Origin of the sequence: Sinorhizobium sp. 6-70 (genome assembly GCF_030124375.1) — a bacterium.
GTDB lineage: Bacteria > Pseudomonadota > Alphaproteobacteria > Rhizobiales > Rhizobiaceae > Sinorhizobium.
The window spans coordinates 63,595-85,205 of the sequence record NZ_JASKLS010000008.1; the positions used below are offsets into that span (position 1 = coordinate 63,595).

The following is a 21,611-nucleotide window of genomic DNA, read 5'->3' on the forward strand; positions in this document are numbered from 1 at the left end:
GATCCTGCTTCTTGTGAACCGGTAAAAAACGTGAGCGTCAAATAGCGACGCCCGCCGCCGATGTAAAGGCGACGGGCGGCGCTTCTTCTCTGTGCATGTCGTTATCCCAAAACCGCAGCACACTTTTGGGCGACATGCATCGGATGGAAAGGATCAGAACAGGCCGTTCGAGCCGGAGGTCACCGCCTGGTTGGCCTGCGGCGAGTTCCTCAGGATCTCCTCCGGCGGCACATATTGGTCGAGACCGCCGATGACCGAGAAGGAATCGGCGGGGCCCGTGCCCGGCTTGAAGGCTTCGATGATCGTATCCGGCTCGCCTTCGACAGCTGCCATGCCTGTCTTTCGGTTGACAGGAATGAGGCTCATGCCTTCCGGCACCACGAACTTGCTGGGACGCGTGCCCTTGACCGCCTCCTGGATGAAGGCGTTGAAGATCGGCGCCGAAAGACTGCCGCCGGTCGCCCCGCGACCGAGCGGCGCCGGATCATCGAAACCAAGATAGAGGCCGGCCACCAGATCGGGCGTATAACCCACGAACCAGGCATCCTTCTCGTCGTTCGTCGTCCCGGTCTTGCCGGCAATCGGACGATCGAGCTTGATCTTGCCGGCCGCGGTACCGCGCGTGATAACGCCTTCCATCATCGATGTGATCTGGTAGGACGTCATCGGATCGAGGACCTGCTCACGGTTGTCCGTCAGCACCGGCTCATCCTGGCTGTCCCAGTCGTCGGCGTTGCAGTTGTCACAAGTCCGATCCTCGTGGCGGAAGATGGTCTTGCCATAACGGTCCTGGATCCGGTCGATCAGCGACGGCTTAATCTGCTTGCCGCCATTGGCGATGACCGCATAGGCCGAAACCAGGCGCAACACTGTGGTCTCGCCCGAGCCGAGCGACATCGAAAGCAGCGGCGCCATCTTGTCATAGATTCCGAAACGTTCGGCATATTCGGCAACGATGTTCATGCCCATGTCGTTGGCAAGGCGCACGGTCATCAGGTTGCGCGATTTCTCGATGCCTAGACGCAGGGTCGAAGGACCGGCAGAGCCGCCGCCATAGTTTTCGGGGCGCCAGACCTGGCCGCCGGCAACGATCTCAATGGGCGCATCGAGGATAACCGAAGCCGGCGTGTAGCCGTTGTCGAGCGCGGCCGCGTAGACGAAGGGCTTGAACGACGAACCGGGCTGGCGCATCGCTTGCGTCGCACGGTTGAACTCCGATTGGCCGTAGGAAAAACCGCCGACCATCGCCAGCACGCGGCCGGTATGCGGATCCATCGCAACCAGCCCACCCTGCACCTTCGGCGGCTGGCGCAGCCGATATTCGCCGTCTTGGCCGGTCGGTTCCACATAGACGACATCACCCGGGCCGAGCACGCCTTCCGGCGACTTGGCGGTCTTGCGTTGGCCACCGGCGGAACGGTACGCCCACTGCATGTTCTTTGCCGAGATGTGCCCTGTCGCGCGCTCCGGAACAATCTTGCCGGATGCTTCCTTCTCCGGCTGGATGCCGATCTCAGCGCCTTCCGTATCGACCGAAAGGACAACCGCCAGCTTCCATTCTGGCACATCGCTCAGGCCAGTGATCTTGCCGAGCGGCTCGCCCCAGTCGCCGCCGATCTCGATGGTCTTGATCGGGCCATGGAAGCCGCGGCGCTCGTCATAGTTCAACAGCCCGTCCTGCAGCGCCTTGCGCGCCACGATCTGCAGATGCGGATCAAGTGACGTGCGCACCGAAAGGCCGCCTTCGTAAAGAGCGTTGTCGCCATACTTCTGGATGATCTGACGGCGCACTTCCTCGGCGAAGAAGTCGGACGCGAACAGGTGAGCGCCGCCGCGACGCGGGGTGACCCCAAGCGGCTGCTTCTTCGAATCTTCGCCGTCCGCCTTGGTCACGTAGCCGTTTTCCACCATCCGGTCGATCACCCAGTTGCGGCGCTCGATCGCGGCTTCCGTCTTGCGGAACGGATGATAGTTGGCCGGCCCTTTCGGCAATGCAGCGAGATAGGCGGTTTCGGCCACGGTCAGTTCGGTCACCGACTTGTCGAAATAGGTCAGCGCGGCGCCGGCAATCCCGTAGGAGTTCAGGCCGAAGAAGATTTCGTTGAGGTAGAGCTCGAGGATTCGATCCTTGCTGTAGGCCTGCTCGATGCGGAAGGAGAGGATCGCTTCCTTGATCTTGCGATCGATGGTCTGGTCGGAGGTCAGCAGGAAGTTCTTCGCCACCTGCTGGGTAATCGTCGAAGCGCCGACCGGGCGCCGGCCGGAGCCGAAGTTCTGCAGGTTGACGGCGATGGCGCGGAAAAGACCGGTGATGTCAACACCGGGATGCTGGTAGAAATTTTTGTCTTCGGCGGAAATGAAGGCCGCCTTGACGCGGTCCGGGATCGCCTGGATCGGCAGATAGAGGCGCCGCTCGCGTGCATATTCGGCCATCAAAGCGCCATTGCCGGCGTGAAAGCGCGTGGTTACCGGCGGCGCGTAATTCGCCAATACCTCGTAGTCCGGCAGATCCTTGGTGATGGCGCCAAGGTAGATCGCGACGGCCGCAGCAACGCCAAGCAGCAGAAACGCACCAATGCCGAAAAAATATCCAATCAGTCTGATCATCAGTCAGATACCGGTACCTAATTATCGTCCCATTGCCAGGTCGTCGTCGGATGATGCGAAGGCCCGAAGGCTTCGTGTTCTCGCAAACGAAATCGACCTCGCCAAAACTCTTCGTCAGAAATCGTCTGGTATTGCGGCTACGCGTTTCTGCCGCTCCCTCATATGGCGAGGAAGGTCAAGCATCAACACTGTTCCCCAACAAATCCGGGCACCTTTTTCCTAAGTGCCCCGGAATGTGAGTAAAATAGGGCTGGTTTCCGATTATCCCGTGCGCATCCTGTTGAAAAGCATATAGCTGTTACCCGGGCGACACAAATCACTTCCCATACGCCGTGGGGCTCCCGCCGATTGTGCGGAACCCGGAATTGACTAGCCGCCGTTTGCGACCGCCGTCTCGCGATAGCGTCGAACGGCCACCGCAAGCAGAGCCGACACCTTCTTGCGCCATTCCGGATCGAGCAGTTGCTTCTCATCGTCCTTATTCGAAAGGAAGCCGAGCTCGAGCAGGATGGACGGCACGTCCGGCGCCTGCAGGACACGGAAACCCGCGTGACGATGGGGATTGTTGATCAGCTTGATCTGCCCCTCGAAGGACGAAACGACGGTGCGCGCGAGATTGACCGAGAAGGCCTGGGTTTCGCGTCGCGTGAGATCGATCAGGATGTCCGCCACTTCCGCCGGTTCGCTTTGCAGCGGTATTCCGGCGATCTCGTCGGACAGGTTTTCGCGTTCGGCCAAACTGGCTGCGAGATGGTCGGATGCCTTGTCGGAAATGGTATAGACCGTGGCCCCGCGAATGTCCTTCTGTTTCAGCGTGTCGGCGTGAACGGAGATGAACAGGTTGGCGCCCTTTTGCCGTGCGACCTGCACACGCTGCGGCAGCGACAGGAACTCGTCGCGGTCGCGGGTCAGGAATGCCTCGACGCCGGCTTCGCGCTTGAGCGTCGCGACCAGTTCCTCCGCGAAGGCGAGCGTCACGTGCTTTTCCTCGGTCTTGGTGACGTTGCCGATTGCGCCCGTATCGATCCCGCCATGGCCGGCGTCGACGGCAATGACAAAGGCGCCGGGATCCTTCACCGCGGCAACCGGCCGATCGGTCTTTACCGCACGCGTCGTTCCCGACCATTGCTGGCCGCCGAGAAGTTCGTCGAAACGGGCCTGGTCGATCTTCTCGGCATCAAGGACGAGCCGGAAGCTCTTGCCGTCCTCTTCCGGCTTCACCTCCGCATGGCTGACTTCCACCGGCCCCTTGGCGGACAAGACGAGCCGCGACGTGCCGACCCCCATTCCCCCATAGCGGATGGCGTCGAAAAGCCCGCGTGGTTCGAGGCTCTCCGGCTTCAGTCCGAAGGACGTCTCCGGCAGGTCGACGATGACGCGGACCGGATTTGCGACATAATGGATGGAGAATTCCGGCTTGCGGTCGAATTCGACCACGATGCGCGTTCGGGCATCATCACCAGCGATCCGGGCACCGAAGACCAGCAGTGGTTCGGCGGCCCGCATGTCGGCCGCAGTGGCGGTCATCGCAGCAAATGCAAAGGCGGCTGCGCGCAGAGAGCGACGCCATAACGTCACAGATCGCAAACGTTTCGCCGAAGGCATCACTCCGGGCTCCCCACAAATTTCCTCAGATAACGCGGCCTGCCTTCCGACAAAACCATCAACCCCTCAACCAATGAACCCTCATGGTTAACCAAATCTTGACAAAATCCTCATGATGGCCCCGTCGCAGCGCGACTCGCTGGCGCGAATGCGTTCCTTATCTATCAATTTCACCGGGGCAAGCGAATCGATCAATATTGTGGCGGCAAAGGCTTTTCCCTTGCCAATGTGACATAGAAACCATAAAAGCGTCACAAGGAGAAAGTGTTGACGGGATAGAATCGTCGGCCGGGCAGCCGGAGCTTTTCCAGAGCTTGGCGCCAGGAATGATCGAGCCGGAACTGCCGGTTGCAACCGTATCATGCCTTACGCGGCCGCAGGTGTTCATCCGCCGTCGCTGCATTTCCTCCCCGTATACTGGATCGCAAATTTCCGGCGGTGGCCGGAGTTCTTGACGGTGTTTTTCACCAGATGCCCGCAAGCGGGCGCATTCATCGGGCCTCCCCTTGGAGGTCCAGGACATTGGCATTCTTGTTTGGTCTTTGATGTGACTCAGCAGTATCGGTCAGAAGTAAAGAGGCCCCGGGACGTCACCGTTCCGGCTGCCGTCTGGCTGCTGCACCATCGCCTGCACCAAACAGGACCTTTCACATCCGGCGCAGCTTTCGACGTGTTTGACAGCCTTCCCAAGGAAGCAGGCCTGTCTGCCGTTTCACTGTTGCGCCGAGGAGCACAGCTTAGATGGCAGAGAAAATGCTTATCGATGCGTCTCACGCAGAGGAGACGCGCGTCGTTGTCGTTCGCGGGAACCGCATAGAAGAATTCGACTTCGAATCGGAACATAAGAAGCAGATCCGCGGCAATATTTACCTGGCCAAGGTGACCAGGGTGGAGCCTTCGCTCCAGGCCGCCTTCGTTGACTACGGCGGCAACCGCCACGGGTTTCTGGCCTTCGCCGAAATCCATCCGGACTATTATCAGATCCCCCTCGCCGATCGTCAGGCTCTTTTGAAGGCTGAGGCCGAAGAGGCCCGCCGCGACGACGACGTCGAGCCGGTCGAGACGGCAAGCGAGCAGAGGCCGTCACCGGTCGAAGCCGAGCACGAAACCGTTGCAGAGGTTGCCGAGGTGTCCGAGGTTGTCGAAGCAGCCTCCGAGGCGCCGGCGGAAGCCGAAGCCGTCGTCGAGAAGGCGAAGGCGAAGGCAAAGCCGAAGCGCGCCCGTCGCACCAAGGCGAAGGCTGTCGAAGAGGCTTCTGAGGCGGCCGAGAGCCAGGACGCCGGCGAAGAGGGTGGTAGCGGCGAGATGGCCGCCATGGTCGACACCGATTCGATTTCCGAAGATGTCGACGCGCGCCGTCGTCGCGACGATGATGATGACGACGACGACACTCATGACGGCGAAAAGGAAATAATCGAATCCGTCGGCGCCGAAGACGCCATGGAAGAGGTGCCGGACCGCCACGTCCGCAAGCCCCGCAAGCAATATCGCATTCAGGAAGTGATCAAGCGCCGGCAGATCCTGCTGGTCCAGGTTGCCAAGGAAGAACGCGGCAACAAGGGTGCTGCGCTCACCACCTACCTTTCGCTTGCGGGTCGCTATTCGGTTCTGATGCCGAACACAGCGCGTGGCGGCGGCATTTCCCGCAAGATCACCAACCTCCAGGACCGCAAGCGGCTCAAAGAAATCGCCCGCGGCCTCGAAGTGCCCCAGGGCATGGGCGTGATCCTGCGCACGGCCGGAGCGAACCGCACCAAGGTCGAGATCAAGCGCGACTTCGAATATCTGATGCGCCTGTGGGAAAACGTCCGCACGCTGACACTGAATTCGACCGCGCCTTGCCTCGTCTACGAGGAAGGCAGCCTGATCAAGCGTTCGATCCGCGATCTCTACAACAAGGACATCAGCGAGATCATCGTTTCCGGCGAGGAAGGCTACAAGGAAGCCAAGGGCTTCATGAAGATGCTGATGCCGAGCCATGCGAAGGTCGTGCAGCCCTATCGCGACGTGCATCCGATCTTCTCGCGTTCTGGCATCGAGGCACAGCTCGATCGCATGCTGCAGCCGCAGGTCACGCTGAAGTCGGGCGGCTATATCATCATCAACCAGACCGAAGCGCTCGTTTCGATCGACGTCAACTCCGGCCGGTCGACGCGCGAGCACTCGATCGAGGATACCGCCCTCCAGACGAACCTGGAGGCTGCTGAGGAAGTGGCGCGGCAATTGCGTCTGCGCGACCTCGCCGGGCTTGTCGTCATCGACTTCATCGACATGGAGGAGAAGCGCAACAACCGCGCGGTCGAGAAGAAGCTCAAGGACTGCCTCAAGAACGATCGGGCGCGCATCCAGGTCGGCCGGATCTCGCATTTCGGCCTGCTCGAAATGTCGCGCCAGCGCATCCGTGCCTCGGTTCTTGAAAGCACGATGCAGACCTGCCCGCACTGCAACGGCACCGGTCACGTCCGCTCGCAGTCGTCCGTCGCGCTGCACGTGTTGCGCGGCATCGAGGAGTATCTGCTCAAGAACACGACGCACGACATCACCGTGCGCACGATCCCGGAAATCGCGCTGTACCTGCTCAATCAGAAGCGCGGCACGATCATGGATTACGAACAGCGCTTCGGCGTCTCGATCATCATCGAGGCCGATGCCCATGTCGGCGCGCAGCATTTCGCGATCGACCGCGGCGAGCCGGTCGAGAATCCGGTCAAGATCGAGCAGCTTCTGCATTTCGAACCGGAACCGGAAGACGAAGACGTCGTGATCGAGGACGATCTGGACGAGGAGGAAGCGGAAGAGACCGCTGCCGAGCGTCCGGAGCAGGCAAGGGCGCAGCAGGCCGACGAACAAGGCGGCCGCAAGCGCAAGCGCCGTCGTCGTCGCCGCGGCAAGGGCGGCCAGACGCCGGAAGCCGTCGTAGCCGAAGCTGACGAGACGCTGGAGAGTGCGGCCGGTGAAGCCGAAGAGGCCGAGGACGAGGAACACGCTCCGGAGGCTGCCGAAACAGCGGAGGATGGCGACAAGCGCAAGCGTCGTCGCCGCGGCAAGCGTGGCGGCCGCCGCAACAAGCTGGAAACGACCGAAGGCGAAACCGCCGGCGATCTCGCCGCGGAGGCTGCCGGCGAAGACGCCGCCGTGGAAGGAGCGGTAGAAGCTGAACCGGTAGCCGCGGACGCGGTTTCGGCCGAGGCTGCATCCGTGGAGACAGTGGCGGAAGAAGTGAAGCCGGCCAAGCCGAAGCGTACTCGCAAGAAGGCGGCCAAGGCCGATGCCAACGCCGACGAGGCGGCACAGACGGCAGTCGAGGAGAAACCGGAGCCAGTAGATCCTGCAACGGAGGCTGTCGAAGAAGCCGAAGCCGATCTCGAAGGCGTGAAGCCTGCGAGGGCCAATCGTGATCTGGCGACGATCGCGTCCGAACCGGTCATCACTTCGAATGTTTCGAGCAAGACGGAGAACAACGACGAGGAGCCTCCGAAGCCGAAAAAGGGCGGCTGGTGGCAACGTCGCGGCTTCTTCTGAGCCAAAGATCGCGTGAACCATACGAAAGGCCCGGTTTCGCTCCGGGCCTTTTTCTTTGCCTGCTACGGCTACTGACGCATGTCGTTCATCGCAGTGGTGCAATCACGGCGGGCGGCCATAACGACTTCAAGTGGAGTCGATCAGGCGAGCCACCGGGCGACACGATCCATCGCCTCCGACATCTCGGCTGCGGAACCGGCATAGGAGAACCGCATTGTCCGGTGCCCTTCCACCGGATCGAAATCGAAACCGGGTGTCGCCGCCACGTTGATCTCGGCCAGCATCCGCCGCGCAAAGGCCATGCTGTCATTGGTGAAGCGGCTGACGTCGACATAGGCATAGAAGGCGCCATCCATCGGCGAGGCGATTGCAAGCCCGATTTGCGGCAGGCGTTTCATCAGCAGTTCCCGGTTGGCGGCATAGGCTGCCTTGTAGCCGTCCAACTCTTCATGCGCATCGAGCGCCGCCTCGGCGGCGATCTGGGAAAGCTCCGGCGGCGAAATATAGAGGCTCTGTGCCAGGCGCTCGAAGCCGCGTACCTGCGCCTCGGGCAACACCATCCAGCCGACCCGCCAACCGGTCATGCAATAGTATTTCGAGAAGGAGTTGATCACGACCACGTTGTCGGTCACCTCGAGCGCGGTGGCCTCTTCGCCGACGAACGTCAGCCCGTGGTAGATCTCGTCGGAAATGAAGGTGATCCGTTCGGCGTGGCAATAGTCCGCGAGCGCCTTGAGGCCGGCTCGTCCCGTCACGGTTCCCGTGGGGTTGGCCGGGCTTGCAAGAAGCACGCCCTTGAGCGGCTTGCCGATGCGCTCGGCTGCGCGCGCGAGGCTTTCCGGCGTCAGGGTGAAGCCGGCCTCCCTGCCCGCCTCGACCTCGACGACGATGAGACCCAACGCCTGCAAGATGTTGCGATAGGCTGGATATCCCGGACGCGCGATGGCAACGCAATCGCCCGGATCGAAGAGCGCGAGGAACGCTAGATTGAAGCCGGCCGACGAGCCCGTCGTGACTGCAATCCGCTGAGGATCGAGGGTGATGCCATGGCGGCTGTGATAGTGGCGGGCAATCGCGGTCTTCAAGGACAGCGTGCCGAGTGCGTCCGTGTAGCCTAGACGGCCGTGCTCGAGGGCGCGCCTTGCCGCTTCAAGTGCCGCCTTCGGGGCTGGATGGACGGGTTGCCCCACCGCCATCGAGATGACTGGATGGCCGGCATCGCGCCGCCGCGTGGCTTCCGCCAGCACATCCATGGCATGAAAGGGCTCGACGGCGCTGCGTTTCGACATCTGTGTCAATGCAAATCCTCTGCTGCATGTTTCCCTGAATCGTAGACGATTTAAGGAAACATGCCGCCATTCAAAGTGCTACAGCGTCCTTGCTGTAGAAGCGGGACCGTATCAGCGCCCCTTTGCCTGATCATTTCGCGCTTCACAAGTGCGAGAGTGCCGCATTTCCGCCGATTTTGCCGTTTCGTTTCGCCGCGGCGCATCCTATGCTCGCATCAAGAGAGTGCGCGAATGTTGTAAAATTGTTGTCTTTCAAACACGCACATTGACGCAACCGTGCGAAATGAACGACAGACAGAGTACGGAAAGACAACGAGGAAAGAATGACCTTCAAGAAGATGATTGCCGCCGGAACGCTGCTTGCCCTTGCTGCCAGCGTAGCCTTGCCGCAGACGGCCGCCGCGCTCGATGCAAAGCAGAAAGAAGAGTTCGGCGCCTTCATCAAGGAGTATCTGCTCGCCAATCCGGAGGTCATGCTCGAAGTGCAGGAGGCGCTTTCGGCCAAGCAGCGCGCCAAGCAGCAAGAAGCGGCCGAAGCGGCGATCGCCACAAACACCAAGACGATCTTCCACTCCAAATACGACGTCACGCTCGGCAATCCCGACGGTGATGTGACGATCGTCGAATTCTACGATTACAACTGCGGCTACTGCAAACGGGCGCTCTCAGACATGGATCAGATCCTCAAGACGGACAAGAACGTCCGTTTCGTGCTGAAAGAGCTGCCGATCCTCGGACCCGATTCCCTTGCCGCCCACAAGGTCAGCGCCGCTTTTCGTCTGATCGCCCCCGAGAAATACGGTGACTTCCACCGGGCTCTGCTCGGCGGCGAGGAACGGGCGACAGAGGAAACGGCGATTGCCGTTGCGGCAAAACTCGGCGTCACCGAAGAGCAACTGCGTGCGAAAATGGAAAAAGAGCCGCAGGACCCTGCGGTGCGCGAGGCCTATTCGCTCGCAAATGAACTCGGCATCACCGGCACACCATCCTATGTGATCGGCAACGAAGCCGTCTTTGGGGCCGTCGGGGCCGACGAGATCTCCACTAAGGTGGAAAACATGCGCAGCTGCGGGAAAACCGTCTGCTGAACCCGCGAGCTCCGCAAAATGTGAAGCGGCCTTCCCCAGGTCGCGCTCCCCTCAAACGCCATCACTTGTGGACAAATTCCCCGGGAACCCAAGGGGCTTTCCCTCGCGGGACCATCAGTCTATAGGTAACCCTCCATCATCGGACCGGAATCCCTTATGCCCTCGACGATTTTTGTGCTGAACGGCCCCAACCTGAACGCGCTCGGCAAGCGCGAACCGGGCATTTATGGCGGCCAAACGCTCTCCGATATCGAGGCCATGTGCAAGTCGGAGGGAAAGTTGCTGGGCTTCGACGTCGACTTCCGACAATCGAACCACGAAGGCACCCTTGTCGACTGGCTGCACGAAGCCGGCGACAAGGCCGCGGGCGTTGCGATCAACCCCGGCGCCTATGGCCACACGTCGATTGCAATGCATGACGCAATTCGTGCGATTACGGTTCCCGTGGTGGAACTGCATCTTTCCAATATCCATGCGCGCGAGGAATTCCGCCACAAGTCGATGATCGCGCCAGCCGTCAAGGGCGTGATCTGCGGCTTCGGCGCACAGAGTTACATTCTGGCGCTGCATGCGCTAAAGAACCTGACGGACACGTCGAAATAAGAAGAACACGAGGCTCATATTCCCATGGCTGAAAAGAAACCGGGTATCGACCAGGCGCTGATCCGCGATCTCGCCAATATCCTCAAGGATACCGACCTGACCGAGATTGAGGTCGAGCAGGAAGACTTGCGCATCCGCGTTTCGCGCAACGGAACGCCCGTCGCGATGTCGATGCCGGCAATGCCCACTTATCAAGCGCCGCCCCCGGTCGCCGTCGCACAGCCCGGCGTGGCACCGCAGCCGGCTGCCGAGAGCGGCCGCAGCTCCAAGAATGCCGTAACCGCCCCCATGGTCGGGACGGCCTATCTGGCTCCGGCCCCGGGCGCCCGCCCCTTCATCGAAGTCGGCGCAATGGTCAAGGAAGGCCAGACAATCCTGATCATCGAGGCGATGAAGACGATGAACCAGATTCCGGCACCACGCGCCGGCAAGGTCACCGAAATTCTCGTTCAGGACGCGGCCCCGGTCGAATATGGCGAACCCCTGATCGTGATCGAGTAAGGCACGGTGGCGATGATCTCGAAAATCCTCATTGCCAATCGCGGCGAAATCGCCCTGCGGGTGCTGCGTGCCTGCAAGGAGCTCGGCATCGCAACCGTTGCCGTGCATTCGACGGCTGACAGCGACGCGATGCATGTTCGTCTCGCGGACGAAAGCGTCTGCATCGGACCGCCGCCGTCACGCGAGAGCTATCTCAATATTCATCAGATCGTCGCCGCCTGTGAAATCACCGGCGCGGATGCCGTGCATCCCGGCTACGGCTTTCTCTCGGAGAACGCCAAGTTCGCGGACATCCTCGACGCGCACGACATCACCTTCATCGGTCCGACGGCCGAGCACATCCGCTTGATGGGCGACAAGATCACCGCCAAGAAGACGGCGGAAGCGCTTGGCATTCCGGTCGTTCCGGGCTCCGATGGCGAAGTGAAGCCGGAGAATGCGCTTGAAGTCGCCCGCAAGATCGGCTTCCCGGTACTGATCAAGGCGACGGCCGGCGGCGGCGGGCGCGGCATGAAGGTCGCAAGAACCGAAGCCGACCTCGAGCATGCCGTTGCAACGGCGCGCTCCGAAGCGGCAGCAGCGTTCGGCAACGACGCCGTCTATATGGAAAAGTTCCTCGGCAAGCCGCGCCATATCGAAGTCCAGGTCGTCGGCGACGGCGAAGGCAATGCGATCCATCTCGGCGAGCGCGACTGCTCGCTGCAGCGCCGTCATCAGAAGGTCTGGGAAGAAGCCAACTCCCCTGCCCTCAACGTCGACCAGCGTATGAAGATCGGCCAGGTCTGTGCCGATGCGATGAAAAAGTTGAAATATCGCGGCGCCGGCACGATCGAGTTCCTCTACGAGGACGGCGAGTTCTATTTCATCGAAATGAACACGCGACTGCAGGTGGAGCATCCGATTACCGAAGCAATCACGGGCATCGATCTCGTGCACGAGCAGATTCGCGTCGCTTCCGGCGCCGGTCTCTCTGTCAAGCAGGAAGATGTCGTCTTCTCGGGCCACGCGATCGAGTGCCGCATCAATGCGGAGGACCCGCGCACCTTCGTGCCCTCCCCGGGCACGATCACGCATTTCCATGCGCCGGGCGGCCTCGGCGTGCGCGTCGATAGCGGCGCCTATCAGGGCTACCGCATTCCGCCCTATTACGACAGTCTGATCGGCAAGCTGATCGTCCACGGCCGGACGCGCGTCGAGTGCATGATGCGGCTTCGCCGCGTGCTCGATGAGTTCGTCATCGACGGCATCAAGACGACCCTGCCGCTGTTCCAGGACCTGATCAACAATCAGGACATCGCCAACGGTGACTACGACATCCACTGGCTAGAACATCATCTGGCCGCAACATCCGCATAGGACAAAGAATTGAAAGGGACGCGCAGCAAACAACCGGACATAACGCCGGACATGTTGCTGCGCGCCTATTCGATCGGTCTCTTCCCGATGGCCGACTCGGCCGACGACCCGGAACTCTTCTGGGTCGAGCCGGAAATACGCGGGATCATACCGCTCGACGCCTTCCACATTTCACGCAGCCTGGCGAAGACGATCCGTCGGCGCCCGTTCGAGATCCGCTACAACACCGCTTTCGAAGCAGTGATCGATGGATGCGCCAAGCCCGCGCCGGACCGGCCGACGACCTGGATCAACGACAAGATCCGTTCGCTCTACGCGGCCCTTCACCAAATGGGTTACGCCCACAGCGTCGAAGCGTGGCAGGATAACGCCCTCGTCGGCGGTCTCTATGGCGTCTCGCTCGGCGCCGCCTTCTTCGGCGAGAGCATGTTCTCGCTCCGCAGCGATGCCTCGAAGATTTGCCTCGTCCATCTTGTCGAACGGCTGCGGGCGAAGGGATTTCAACTCCTCGACACGCAGTTCACGACGGAACACCTGAAATCCTTCGGTGCAATCGATGTGCCCAAAGCCGAGTACGAGATTTTGCTGGCAAAGGCGATGGCCTCGCGGGACCTGGCCTTTTAACCGCGCTCAATCGGAGCTCAGACAAGCGATTGCCGCCGAAGATTATTGCTTCGCTGCCGTGTCCGGCGGCGGCAGGTCGGACGTCGCCTTGCAGGATTGCAGCCAAACGTCGTAGACGGGGTGCTCGACCGCATTCAGGCCCGGGCTGTCAGCGAACATCCAGCCCGTGAAGATGCGCCTGATCTTGCGGTCAAGCGTGATCTCGTCGACCTCCACGAAAGTCGTCGTCTTCGGCGCCTCAGTGTCGTCACGGCTGTAGCAGACGCGTGGGGTAACCTGCAGCGCGCCGAACTGCACGGTTTCGCCGATATAGACGTCGAACGTGGTGATGCGGCCGGTGATCTTGTCGATACCGGAAAAGACCGCAACGGAATTGTTAAGACGCGTTGCCCGCGCAAGGTCGGTGGAGGACATCAACGGCAGCGCCATCAGGAGCGCAAGGCCTGCTCGACGGGCCGCCAGGCTGATCAAATTCTGCAGACAGAAACCTGCCATTCCGCCAGTCCCCCGCGCTTCCTATTCGTTCCTGGAGCGGTTCGTTTCCGATTGAAACACCAACCAACTCGAACTCTTCGTTTTCCGCTTTTCCGGATGGCGAACCGATTCCCCCGGAACTGCTCCAGGCTCAGGCGCTAAACCCGAAATGTGGCTGCGCCGTGATCGACGGGGTTCTTCACATCCTGCGCGGATGAAACCGCAACTCAGGAGCGCGGCGTCCAGGCGTCGTAGTCGCCGGTCACGCGTGGGCGCTCGCCGGCGCCGGCGATCGATCCCTTCGGGCGATAGGCCTGCGCCGTGCCGGTCGGGTTCGCACGGTGCGGCTTCTGCCACGCCCTCGGCACGTATTTCTCGTCGGCAGGGGAAACGTCCGTGCGGTGATGCATCCAGCCGTGCCAGCCAGCCGGGATGGCGGACGCCTCGGCAGGGCCGTTATAGATCACCCAGCGCCGCGTACGGCCTTCGGAGTCCGTGCCGCCCTGATAGTAGACGTTGCCGAATTCGTCCTCACCCACGCGCTTGCCAAAGCGCCAGGTATGAAAACGCGTACCGATCGTCTGTTCGTTCCACCAGGTGAAAATCTGCAGCAGAAGCTTCATGGGTGTCTTCCTTCACCGGCCGTTGGGAAGGCAGCCGGACATCAATATCATGCTCCCGCTTATGCCCCGCCACTCCTGCCTTGTCCAGTGATTCCGCTTTGCCGCCGGTCATTTCACCCGCATCTTGAAGCCGAAATGACTGCGCTCGAAACCAAGGCGCTCGTAGAAGCGATGAGCGTCGACGCCCAGGGCGTTCGAGGTCAGTTGGACCTTTTCTGCTCCCCGCGCTCGCGCCTCGGCAATCGCGTGGCGGACCATGCGTTCGCCGATGCCGCGGCCACGCATGTCTTCGCGCGTTTGCACGGCCTCGATAACCAGGCTCGAACTGCCACGCCCGGGAAGCGATGTCAGAAGCGCAGTCTGAAAGGTCCCGACGACCTCTCCATCGAGGTGGGCCACATACAGCGTCTGATGGGGCGATCGACCGATCTCCTCGAACGCGGCAAGATAATCGCCAAAGGCTTCCGGCTCGGTCGTATCACCGTGCCCGCCCAACCGGTCGTTCGCAAAAAGGGCAATGATCGCAGGCAGGTCGCCGCGCTCGGCTCGTCGGATTTCAAGATCGATCGTCATTTCCGGCTTTCCTGTGCGCCCTGCCGTGCAACAATCAGCAGGAGGCAACAGTTTCATGACAATCGCTGTGCATCGCGTCTCAATTGATCGCGGCAGCCACAGCGCCGCGCGTCTTATCAGACGCGTAGCGGATACTGCAGCTACATGTTTTTATCCTTAAATCGGCTACGATTTAAGGAAACGGGCACTAGGAAAGCCTCTTTTCAAGGATCAGCGCTGGCACGCCCGACTGCTCGTCGCCACAGTTCGCGGTCTTTCCGACTTCGGCAAAACCATGCGCCCGATAGAACGCGAGAGCGTGAAGGTTCTGCGGCTCGACTTCCAGCCGCATGCGCTCCGCATCGGGAAAACAGGTTTCGAGTTCGGCGAACATGTCGCGGCCGATGCCCTGCCTCTGATATTTCGGGCGCACGTAAAGCTGGTGAAGGACGACCGTTTTCGCCAGCGCGTCCGACATCGCCGCATACCCCATGCCGGCAAGCTCGCTACCATTGTCGGCAACGACGAATTCGGCATTCTTTCGTTGCAGGCGCTTTCTCAGCGCGTCGACCGAATGCCACCTGGCGGTGAGTTCATTGACCTTGTCGGTGCCGTAAAACGTGTCGTAGGTCGCGTGCCACGTCTCGGCCAGCAGGACGCGGACCTTTTCCAGGTCGCGCTCGCTGGCCGTGCGGACGAAGAACATCGTTACTCCTCGATGCCGAGTTTGGTCTTGACGAGGGCCTGGACGGCCTGCGGATTGGCCTTGCCGCCAGTCGCCTTCATCACCTGGCCGACAAACCAGCCGGCGAGCGAAGGTTTCGCCTTGGCCTTTTCCACCTGGTCCGGATTGGCCGCGATGATTTCATCGACTGCCTTTTCGATGGCACCAGTGTCGGTGACCTGCTTCATGCCGCGCGTTTCGACGATTTCGGCCGGATCGCCACCCTCGTTCCAGATGATTTCAAAGAGGTCCTTGGCGATCTTCCCGGAGATGGTCTCGGCCTTGATGAGGTCGATGATGCCGCCGAGCTGGGCGGGCGAAACCGGAGTCTCTTCAATGGTTTTGCCGGCTTTGTTCAACGCACCCAACAGGTCGTTGATGACCCAGTTCGCGGCCAGCTTGCCATCTCGACCTTCGGCGACGGCCTCGAAATAGTCGGCGATCGCCTTCTCCGAGACGAGAACCGAGGCATCGTAGACCGAAAGGCCCATCTCGCGGACGAAACGTTCCTTCTTGTCGTCCGGCAGTTCCGGAAGATCGGCTTTCAGAGCCTCGACGAAGGCGTCGTCAAATTCGAGCGGCAGCAGGTCCGGGTCGGGGAAATAGCGATAGTCGTGCGCCTCTTCCTTCGAACGCATCGACCGCGTCTCGCCCTTGTTGGCGTCGAAGAGTCGCGTCTCCTGATCGATCGTGCCACCATCCTCGAGGATCGCGATCTGTCGACGCGCTTCATATTCGATCGCCTGGCCGACGAAGCGGATGGAGTTGACGTTCTTGATCTCGCAGCGCGTGCCGAAGGGCTCGCCCGGACGGCGAACCGAGACGTTGACGTCAGCCCGCATCGAACCTTCGTCCATGTTGCCGTCGCAGGTACCAAGGTAGCGTACGATCGAACGCAGCTTGGTGAGATAGGCTTTCGCCTCGTCCGACGACCGCAGGTCCGGCTTCGAGACGATTTCCATCAAGGCGACGCCCGAGCGGTTAAGGTCGACAAACGACATGGAGGGATGCTGGTCGTGCATCGATTTTCCGGCGTCCTGCTCCAGATGCAGACGTTCGATGCCGATCTCGACATCCTCGAATTGGCCCTGACGATCCGGCCCGATGGAGATGATGATCTTGCCCTCGCCGACGATCGGATCCTTGTACTGCGAGATCTGATAGCCCTGCGGCAGGTCCGGATAAAAGTAGTTTTTCCGGTCGAAGATCGAGCGATTGTTGATCTTCGCCTTGAGGCCTAGACCGGTGCGAACCGCCTGCCTCACGCACTCCTCGTTGATGACCGGCAACATGCCCGGCATCGCGGCATCGACCAGCGAGACATTGGCATTGGGCGCATTGCCGAATTCCGTCGACGCCCCCGAGAACAGCTTCGAATTGCTGAGCACCTGAGCATGGACTTCCATGCCGATGATGACTTCCCAGTCGCCGGTGGCGCCGGGGATGAAGCGTTTCGGATCGGGAGTGCGGACGTCGACAATGCTCATGTCATGCTCTTCTTTGAAGCCTGAATTTCGAACTTTCTCGGTAGAGCAATTGGACCTCCGGTGCAAGGCTTGTGAGGCACCTCGCGCCCCGGCGGCACGCTCGCAACGATACAGCACACCTAACCTGTGCAACCTTGACGTTCGTACCGCTGTCTTCTAGAAAATCCTGCCGCTGCCTATTCTGAATTGACTTATCAGCCTGGACCAATCGATTGGTGGCCGTTCCATGACCGAACGAGCGCAGCGGCTCAACATAAGGGTCCGGTTAATGGTGCGTCGCAGATCGTTCGTTTTTCTTCTTGCTCTCATCTTGACGCTGCTGGGCCCGGGTTTGACGGCCAAGGCGGACGAACAAGTGCACAAGACGCCAGCCGAAAAATGGGTGGAGATTGTCGGCATTCCTGAGCTCGACCCGGCACGCAACGTCGAGATCAGGAACGGAATCGCTTTCCTCCTGACGGATACGCAGATTCGGTATAGAAGCGGCGGATATTCGGTATTCGAGCGCCTGGCTTATAAAGTGACTGACCGGCCCGGCTTGGAACGCGGAGCACGGCTGGATATCGAATTCGATCCTTCGCGCGAGAGGCTTTCCTTCAACCGACTGATGATCGTTAGAGACGGAGTTGTCATCGACAAACTCGGTGACGCGAAGTTCGAGATATTCCGCCGGGAGACGGATTCCGAGAGAGGCATTTTTGACGGTCGCCTCACGGCGCATGTCGATCTCAGCGATGTGCGCGTCGGCGATATCGTGGACTATTCCACGACCTATGAAGTCACCCCGACAGTGGCGAAGGATCTTTTGTTTACTCGCTTTCAGGCTGAATGGGGTGAGCCCGTCGCCCTTACAAGGGAACGGATCATCTGGCCTACAGAAAAGCCGCTCAACATACGCGCGGTCAGGACAGGACTGAAACCAAGGGTGACAAACGCCGGGGGCGAAACGACCTATTTGTGGGAAACGGCCAATCCTGTGCCAGTGAAACTCCAGGACAATCTGCCGGTCGATTATCCTAATTTCGGCTTCGTGCAGATATCTTCAGAGTTCGACTGGCAGCCCGTCGTCGATGCCGTGCTTCCTTTCTATCAACCGGCGGAGAGCTTTCCGGCCGATTTTGAGGCCAAGCTCACTGAAATCGAAGTCCGCCATGGTTCGCTAGAGGATCGCCTCATCGCCGCATTGCGGCTAGTCCAGGACGAGATCCGCTACGTCAGCCTGTCGATGGGAGCGGGATCCTATGTGCCACGCCGTCCGGAAACGGTGCTGGCCAGCGGCTTCGGCGACTGCAAGGACAAAACGCTACTCCTCGTTTCAGCCTTGCGGCGGCTGGGCGTCGAAGCCGAGGCGGCTCTCACCGATATCGATGAAGGCAGGGCGCTTGAACATGCCGTTCCTGCGCTTCAGGTCTTCGACCACGCGATCGTCAAAGCGAAGATAGGCGAACGGGTCTGGTGGCTCGACGCGACCGACTATCTGCAGGGCGGACGCGCAGCGAACATCGTTCAGCCCGATTATGGCTTTGCATTGCCGCTGGTTGTTTCCGGAGCCGTACTCGAGAAGCTTCCGGAGAAGGAACTGTTAGAGCCTACTCAGTCCGTCACTGAGCGATTTGCGTTTCCGAAGCGGGATGGCGAGCCCCTGGTACTGACCGTAAACACCATCTACCGCCACGGCGATGCCGACAATATGCGGCGTAAGCTTGCGAGCACATCGAAGCCAAAGCTCGCCGACGACTACCTTCAATATTACAACCGGCAGTACCCGGGCATTAAAAGCACGTCGATGCTCGAAAGCGGAGATGACCGCGACCTTAACATCGTCACGACAATGGAGGCCTACGAACTTCCCTCCGGGGCACTCCTTGCCAACGACCTTGCCAAGAATTTCCCATTGCGAGCAGATATCGGCATTAGCGACATGCCGAGGCCAACCACAATCGGCCGTACCGGACCGATTGCGCTGGGACCTCAGGTTTTCAAGAGCCACAAGGTCACCGTGTCGAACCTCAACGCGCGCTTCTCACTGCCTGCAAATATAGACGTGCCCGACCCGCGCGTCTCACTTAGGCTACACTGGTCGAGTATACCGACCGAGTTCGAAGTCGAATGGCGCTTTCGGATGTTGGAGGGGCGAGTTCCCCCTGAAGAGATCGGCGCCTACCTGAAAGCCGCCGACGACATCGAACGCAACTCCGCATTCTCCTTCGATTTCACCTATGTCGACCCCGTCGATGCAGGCAGCAACAATCGTTCGAGCCCCAATATGGCCGGCCTTTTTGGTATCGGAGTCGCTGTGCTTTTCTTGGTTGGGGTCGTAGTCGCGGCACTGGTCGTCGTTATGCTCCGGGATCTGGATTCTGCAGCGGAAAGGGGATGACGAAGGGGCTAGAAGCGAAGTGCGATCATTAGCAGAGAGGCCACTGCTGCTACGAACCTGGAATCTCCGTCGCTTCTTGACGCCTGGGCGGCCATTTCCTAAAAGAATCGGCTTCCGAATGGAGTCTTGATGTTCTTTCAGTCTGAGTCCCGGTAAGGGCCCTGCCGCAGTTGCTATGACCTGCGCGCACGGGCCGGAAACGTCAACCCCGCTCATCTGACGATTTGCGGAACGTTTTCTTGCGTTCTCAAGAACGCCATTCCGGAACACTCAAACCATGGATATTTCGCGCGCAGAACAGCGCATTCTTCATTATCTGGCCCAGGGCGGCCGCATCGAAATCACTCGCGAAGGCAAGGCAATCGCCGAAATCCGCTGCTTCACGCGCGATGGCTGGGTCTTTCCCGGCGTCGACCTCGAGCTTTTTCGCAAGCTGAAACGTAAAAGAGCGATCAAGTCCTCGGGTGGCAAGCCCTACCGCATCACCGAGCGAGGCCTCTATCTCGTCAGATCGGAACTCAACAACCGCTGAGCGGCCGGGGTGCACGTCTACCCCGGAGGTTACTACCTCCGGGGCTTCAATGAATGCGGCGTGCATCGTCCGGCTTCAGATTTTGGCGGTCTTCTCCAGTAAGGTCCCTCTTTCTGCGGAGGAAACCGGTTCGCCGACGCGATCCCGTCCCGCTGCCTTGGCGCCATAGAGGGCTACATCGGCTTGCGACAGCAGGTGCGCCAGGCCCATCTCCGACTGCGCCGCCGTTGCGATGCCGATGCTGGCTGTGACGCTCAACCTGCCGCCGTGCGCAAATTCGATGGCCGTCGATCGTATGGCGCGCAAAACGCGCTCGGCCACATCCCTCGCGTCCTGGGGAGATTGGCGCGCGAGCACGATCGCGAACTCCTCTCCGCCAAGCCGCCCGAAGAGATCATCGGTCCGCAGGTTGGCGCGGATGGTCCGCGCCACCACCTGCAAGACATGATCTCCGACGGCGTGTCCATGGGTATCGTTGATCGCCTTGAAATGATCGATGTCGATCATCATGGCATAGGCAGGCTCGTCGCTTTTCTCCAGCCGCGCGATCAAGCTGCTCGCCCGCGCCATGAAAGCCCCGCGCGCCAGACACTGCGTAAGAAAATCGTAGTCGACCGCATGCGAAAGACGGGCGATCAGACTGCGGCGCGCCGTGTCGACGCTCGCCACCGTCAAGGGTCCGAGGGCAAGCAGGGTTATTCCAAGCCGGGTCGATGTCAGCGTCGTTTCGGCAATGCCGCTGACGCCAAGACGCAAGGCGCCGGAGGCAACGGCCACCTGTGTCAAGAGGCTGACGATCATCGTCAACGCCGTGGTCGCGAAGAGACCATAGCTCAGCGCGCACCAAATTAACGCCGGTACGGGAAAGGCGATGGCGCCCGGACCGCCGACGATCAAAGCGGCACTGCAGGAAAGCACGAGAAGGATGAGGGGCAGCGGATGTGCTGCCAGTGCCTGTCCATGCCTCAGAAACGCCGCCCTTCGTGATCTACGAACAAGAGACGGCATGGTCTGGAATACCGGAACCACAACTGTGTAGTTGACCAGGTCCGTTGTCAGCCATGAAAGGTACGCAGTCCAGGCGGGCTCACCGAAAAAAAACACGCTGGCACAGGCGCCGACCGCGGACGCGCAAACACCAGCCGCCGTTGCCACGGCGAACATGTAAAGGACGGAAAGCGGCCGGCGCAGACGCCGATCCTCCTCGCGGAGGCGCGTGAAGAGGCCGTAGCCGAGGCCCGCGCTGACCAGGTTGGCGGTATTCAGACCGATCGCCTGCCAAAAATCGGATCCGGTGACGAGGTCGGCCATCACGTAGCCCGCTGCCGCCGAGAGCCAGCCCGCCGGCGAAGCCAGCGACGGGTTGCGCAGCATCAAGCCAAGCAAAATCGCGTTTGCGGGCCAGATCGAAGCCAGCATTCCCACCGGTCGGCTGAAAATACCGAGCAGAGACGCGATGAAAACGATCAGTCCAAGACAGACAATCAGGAACGGATGGAAGGAATACTTATTAAACGTCAATCGTTCAATACTATTTTCAGATGCTTGCAACGAGCGTCCCCCACGTCGCTACGTAATTTCACGAGCCCTAATATTTCAGGAGTGGTGAACGAGGTGTGAATAAAGGCGTTCGGAGCTATGCAA

17 protein-coding genes are annotated in these 21,611 nt (G+C 60.4%); 8 read left to right on the forward strand and 9 right to left on the reverse strand.

The genetic code is table 11. The features are described from left to right. Positions 1–153: 153 nt before the first annotated feature. Positions 154–2,607 (reverse strand): penicillin-binding protein 1A, encoded by a 2,454-nt coding sequence (locus tag QN222_RS16840; protein WP_283963406.1) that lies wholly within the window; start codon positions 2,605–2,607, stop codon positions 154–156. 369 nt (positions 2,608–2,976) lie between these two features. Continuing rightward, on the reverse strand, positions 2,977–4,134 hold the full coding sequence (locus QN222_RS16845; RefSeq protein WP_283963405.1) for an N-acetylmuramoyl-L-alanine amidase: 1,158 nt from the start codon (positions 4,132–4,134) through the stop codon (positions 2,977–2,979). Between the two features lie 819 nt (positions 4,135–4,953). On the opposite strand from QN222_RS16845, the gene QN222_RS16850 reads away from it, so the two are divergent. Further along, positions 4,954–7,734 (forward strand): ribonuclease E/G, encoded by a 2,781-nt coding sequence (locus tag QN222_RS16850; protein ID WP_283963404.1) that lies wholly within the window; start codon positions 4,954–4,956, stop codon positions 7,732–7,734. 140 nt (positions 7,735–7,874) lie between these two features. Here QN222_RS16850 and QN222_RS16855 read toward each other — a convergent pair whose 3' ends face one another. Next, positions 7,875–9,032: a pyridoxal phosphate-dependent aminotransferase gene (locus QN222_RS16855; RefSeq protein WP_283963403.1), complete on the reverse strand. Its 1,158-nt coding sequence runs from the start codon at positions 9,030–9,032 to the stop codon at positions 7,875–7,877. 314 nt (positions 9,033–9,346) lie between these two features. On the opposite strand from QN222_RS16855, the gene QN222_RS16860 reads away from it, so the two are divergent. The 5 genes from QN222_RS16860 (at position 9,347) to aat (ending at position 13,195) form a co-directional block, all read left to right on the forward strand. Then, entirely contained in the window at positions 9,347–10,111 is a 765-nt protein-coding gene (locus QN222_RS16860) for a DsbA family protein (RefSeq protein ID WP_283963402.1), read from the forward strand. A gap of 156 nt (positions 10,112–10,267) precedes the next feature. After that, the gene (gene aroQ / locus QN222_RS16865) at positions 10,268–10,714 is read left to right on the forward strand and encodes a type II 3-dehydroquinate dehydratase (RefSeq protein ID WP_283963401.1); all 447 of its coding nucleotides are present in this window, start codon (positions 10,268–10,270) and stop codon (positions 10,712–10,714) included. Between the two features lie 24 nt (positions 10,715–10,738). Beyond that, positions 10,739–11,215, forward strand: coding sequence for an acetyl-CoA carboxylase biotin carboxyl carrier protein (gene accB / locus QN222_RS16870; protein WP_283963400.1), 477 nt, complete (start codon positions 10,739–10,741; stop codon positions 11,213–11,215). A gap of 12 nt (positions 11,216–11,227) precedes the next feature. Then, positions 11,228–12,571 (forward strand): acetyl-CoA carboxylase biotin carboxylase subunit, encoded by a 1,344-nt coding sequence (gene accC, locus QN222_RS16875; RefSeq protein ID WP_283963399.1) that lies wholly within the window; start codon positions 11,228–11,230, stop codon positions 12,569–12,571. Between the two features lie 9 nt (positions 12,572–12,580). Further along, positions 12,581–13,195 carry a leucyl/phenylalanyl-tRNA--protein transferase gene (aat, locus tag QN222_RS16880; protein WP_283963398.1) on the forward strand — a complete coding sequence of 205 codons (615 nt, stop codon included), beginning with the start codon at positions 12,581–12,583 and terminating at the stop codon, positions 13,193–13,195. 42 nt (positions 13,196–13,237) lie between these two features. On the opposite strand, the gene QN222_RS16885 is transcribed toward aat, so the two are convergent. The 5 genes from QN222_RS16885 to gatB form a co-directional block, all read right to left on the reverse strand. Continuing rightward, positions 13,238–13,690: a DUF2155 domain-containing protein gene (locus tag QN222_RS16885; protein ID WP_283963397.1), complete on the reverse strand. Its 453-nt coding sequence runs from the start codon at positions 13,688–13,690 to the stop codon at positions 13,238–13,240. Between the two features lie 206 nt (positions 13,691–13,896). Further along, positions 13,897–14,292, reverse strand: a complete 396-nt coding sequence (locus QN222_RS16890) for an NADH:ubiquinone oxidoreductase subunit NDUFA12 (RefSeq protein ID WP_283963396.1) — start codon at positions 14,290–14,292, stop codon at positions 13,897–13,899. A gap of 108 nt (positions 14,293–14,400) precedes the next feature. Then, on the reverse strand, positions 14,401–14,865 hold the full coding sequence (locus QN222_RS16895) for a GNAT family N-acetyltransferase (RefSeq protein WP_283963395.1): 465 nt from the start codon (positions 14,863–14,865) through the stop codon (positions 14,401–14,403). 187 nt (positions 14,866–15,052) lie between these two features. Next, complete coding sequence (locus QN222_RS16900; RefSeq protein ID WP_283963394.1) at positions 15,053–15,550, reverse strand: GNAT family N-acetyltransferase; 498 nt, start codon at positions 15,548–15,550, stop codon at positions 15,053–15,055. A gap of 2 nt (positions 15,551–15,552) precedes the next feature. Further along, a complete protein-coding gene (gene gatB, locus QN222_RS16905) occupies positions 15,553–17,055 on the reverse strand; it encodes an Asp-tRNA(Asn)/Glu-tRNA(Gln) amidotransferase subunit GatB (protein ID WP_283963393.1) in 1,503 nt (500 codons plus the stop codon). A 226-nt stretch (positions 17,056–17,281) separates the two neighbouring features. On the opposite strand from gatB, the gene QN222_RS16910 reads away from it, so the two are divergent. Then, the gene (locus tag QN222_RS16910) at positions 17,282–19,435 is read left to right on the forward strand and encodes a DUF3857 domain-containing transglutaminase family protein (RefSeq protein WP_283963392.1); all 2,154 of its coding nucleotides are present in this window, start codon (positions 17,282–17,284) and stop codon (positions 19,433–19,435) included. Positions 19,436–19,712: 277 nt separating this feature from the next. Beyond that, entirely contained in the window at positions 19,713–19,967 is a 255-nt protein-coding gene (locus QN222_RS16915) for a YjhX family toxin (RefSeq protein WP_180940811.1), read from the forward strand. 75 nt (positions 19,968–20,042) lie between these two features. Here the strand turns inward: QN222_RS16915 and QN222_RS16920 are convergent, their stop codons facing one another. Continuing rightward, positions 20,043–21,488, reverse strand: coding sequence for a diguanylate cyclase (locus QN222_RS16920; RefSeq protein WP_283963391.1), 1,446 nt, complete (start codon positions 21,486–21,488; stop codon positions 20,043–20,045). Positions 21,489–21,611: the final 123 nt, after the last annotated feature.

Coding starts and splice junctions, on each gene's coding strand:
- QN222_RS16840 (WP_283963406.1), bottom strand. CDS start 2,607: ATGATCAGACTGATTGGATATTTTTTCGGCATTGGTGCGTTTCTGCTG.
- QN222_RS16845 (WP_283963405.1), bottom strand. CDS start 4,134: ATGACCGCCACTGCGGCCGACATGCGGGCCGCCGAACCACTGCTGGTC.
- QN222_RS16850 (WP_283963404.1), top strand. CDS start 4,954: ATGGCAGAGAAAATGCTTATCGATGCGTCTCACGCAGAGGAGACGCGC.
- QN222_RS16860 (WP_283963402.1), top strand. CDS start 9,347: ATGACCTTCAAGAAGATGATTGCCGCCGGAACGCTGCTTGCCCTTGCT.
- aroQ (WP_283963401.1), top strand. CDS start 10,268: ATGCCCTCGACGATTTTTGTGCTGAACGGCCCCAACCTGAACGCGCTC.
- accB (WP_283963400.1), top strand. CDS start 10,739: ATGGCTGAAAAGAAACCGGGTATCGACCAGGCGCTGATCCGCGATCTC.
- accC (WP_283963399.1), top strand. CDS start 11,228: ATGATCTCGAAAATCCTCATTGCCAATCGCGGCGAAATCGCCCTGCGG.
- QN222_RS16885 (WP_283963397.1), bottom strand. CDS start 13,690: ATGGCAGGTTTCTGTCTGCAGAATTTGATCAGCCTGGCGGCCCGTCGA.
- QN222_RS16890 (WP_283963396.1), bottom strand. CDS start 14,292: ATGAAGCTTCTGCTGCAGATTTTCACCTGGTGGAACGAACAGACGATC.
- QN222_RS16895 (WP_283963395.1), bottom strand. CDS start 14,865: ATGACGATCGATCTTGAAATCCGACGAGCCGAGCGCGGCGACCTGCCT.
- QN222_RS16900 (WP_283963394.1), bottom strand. CDS start 15,550: ATGTTCTTCGTCCGCACGGCCAGCGAGCGCGACCTGGAAAAGGTCCGC.
- gatB (WP_283963393.1), bottom strand. CDS start 17,055: ATGAGCATTGTCGACGTCCGCACTCCCGATCCGAAACGCTTCATCCCC.
- QN222_RS16910 (WP_283963392.1), top strand. CDS start 17,282: ATGACCGAACGAGCGCAGCGGCTCAACATAAGGGTCCGGTTAATGGTG.
- QN222_RS16915 (WP_180940811.1), top strand. CDS start 19,713: ATGGATATTTCGCGCGCAGAACAGCGCATTCTTCATTATCTGGCCCAG.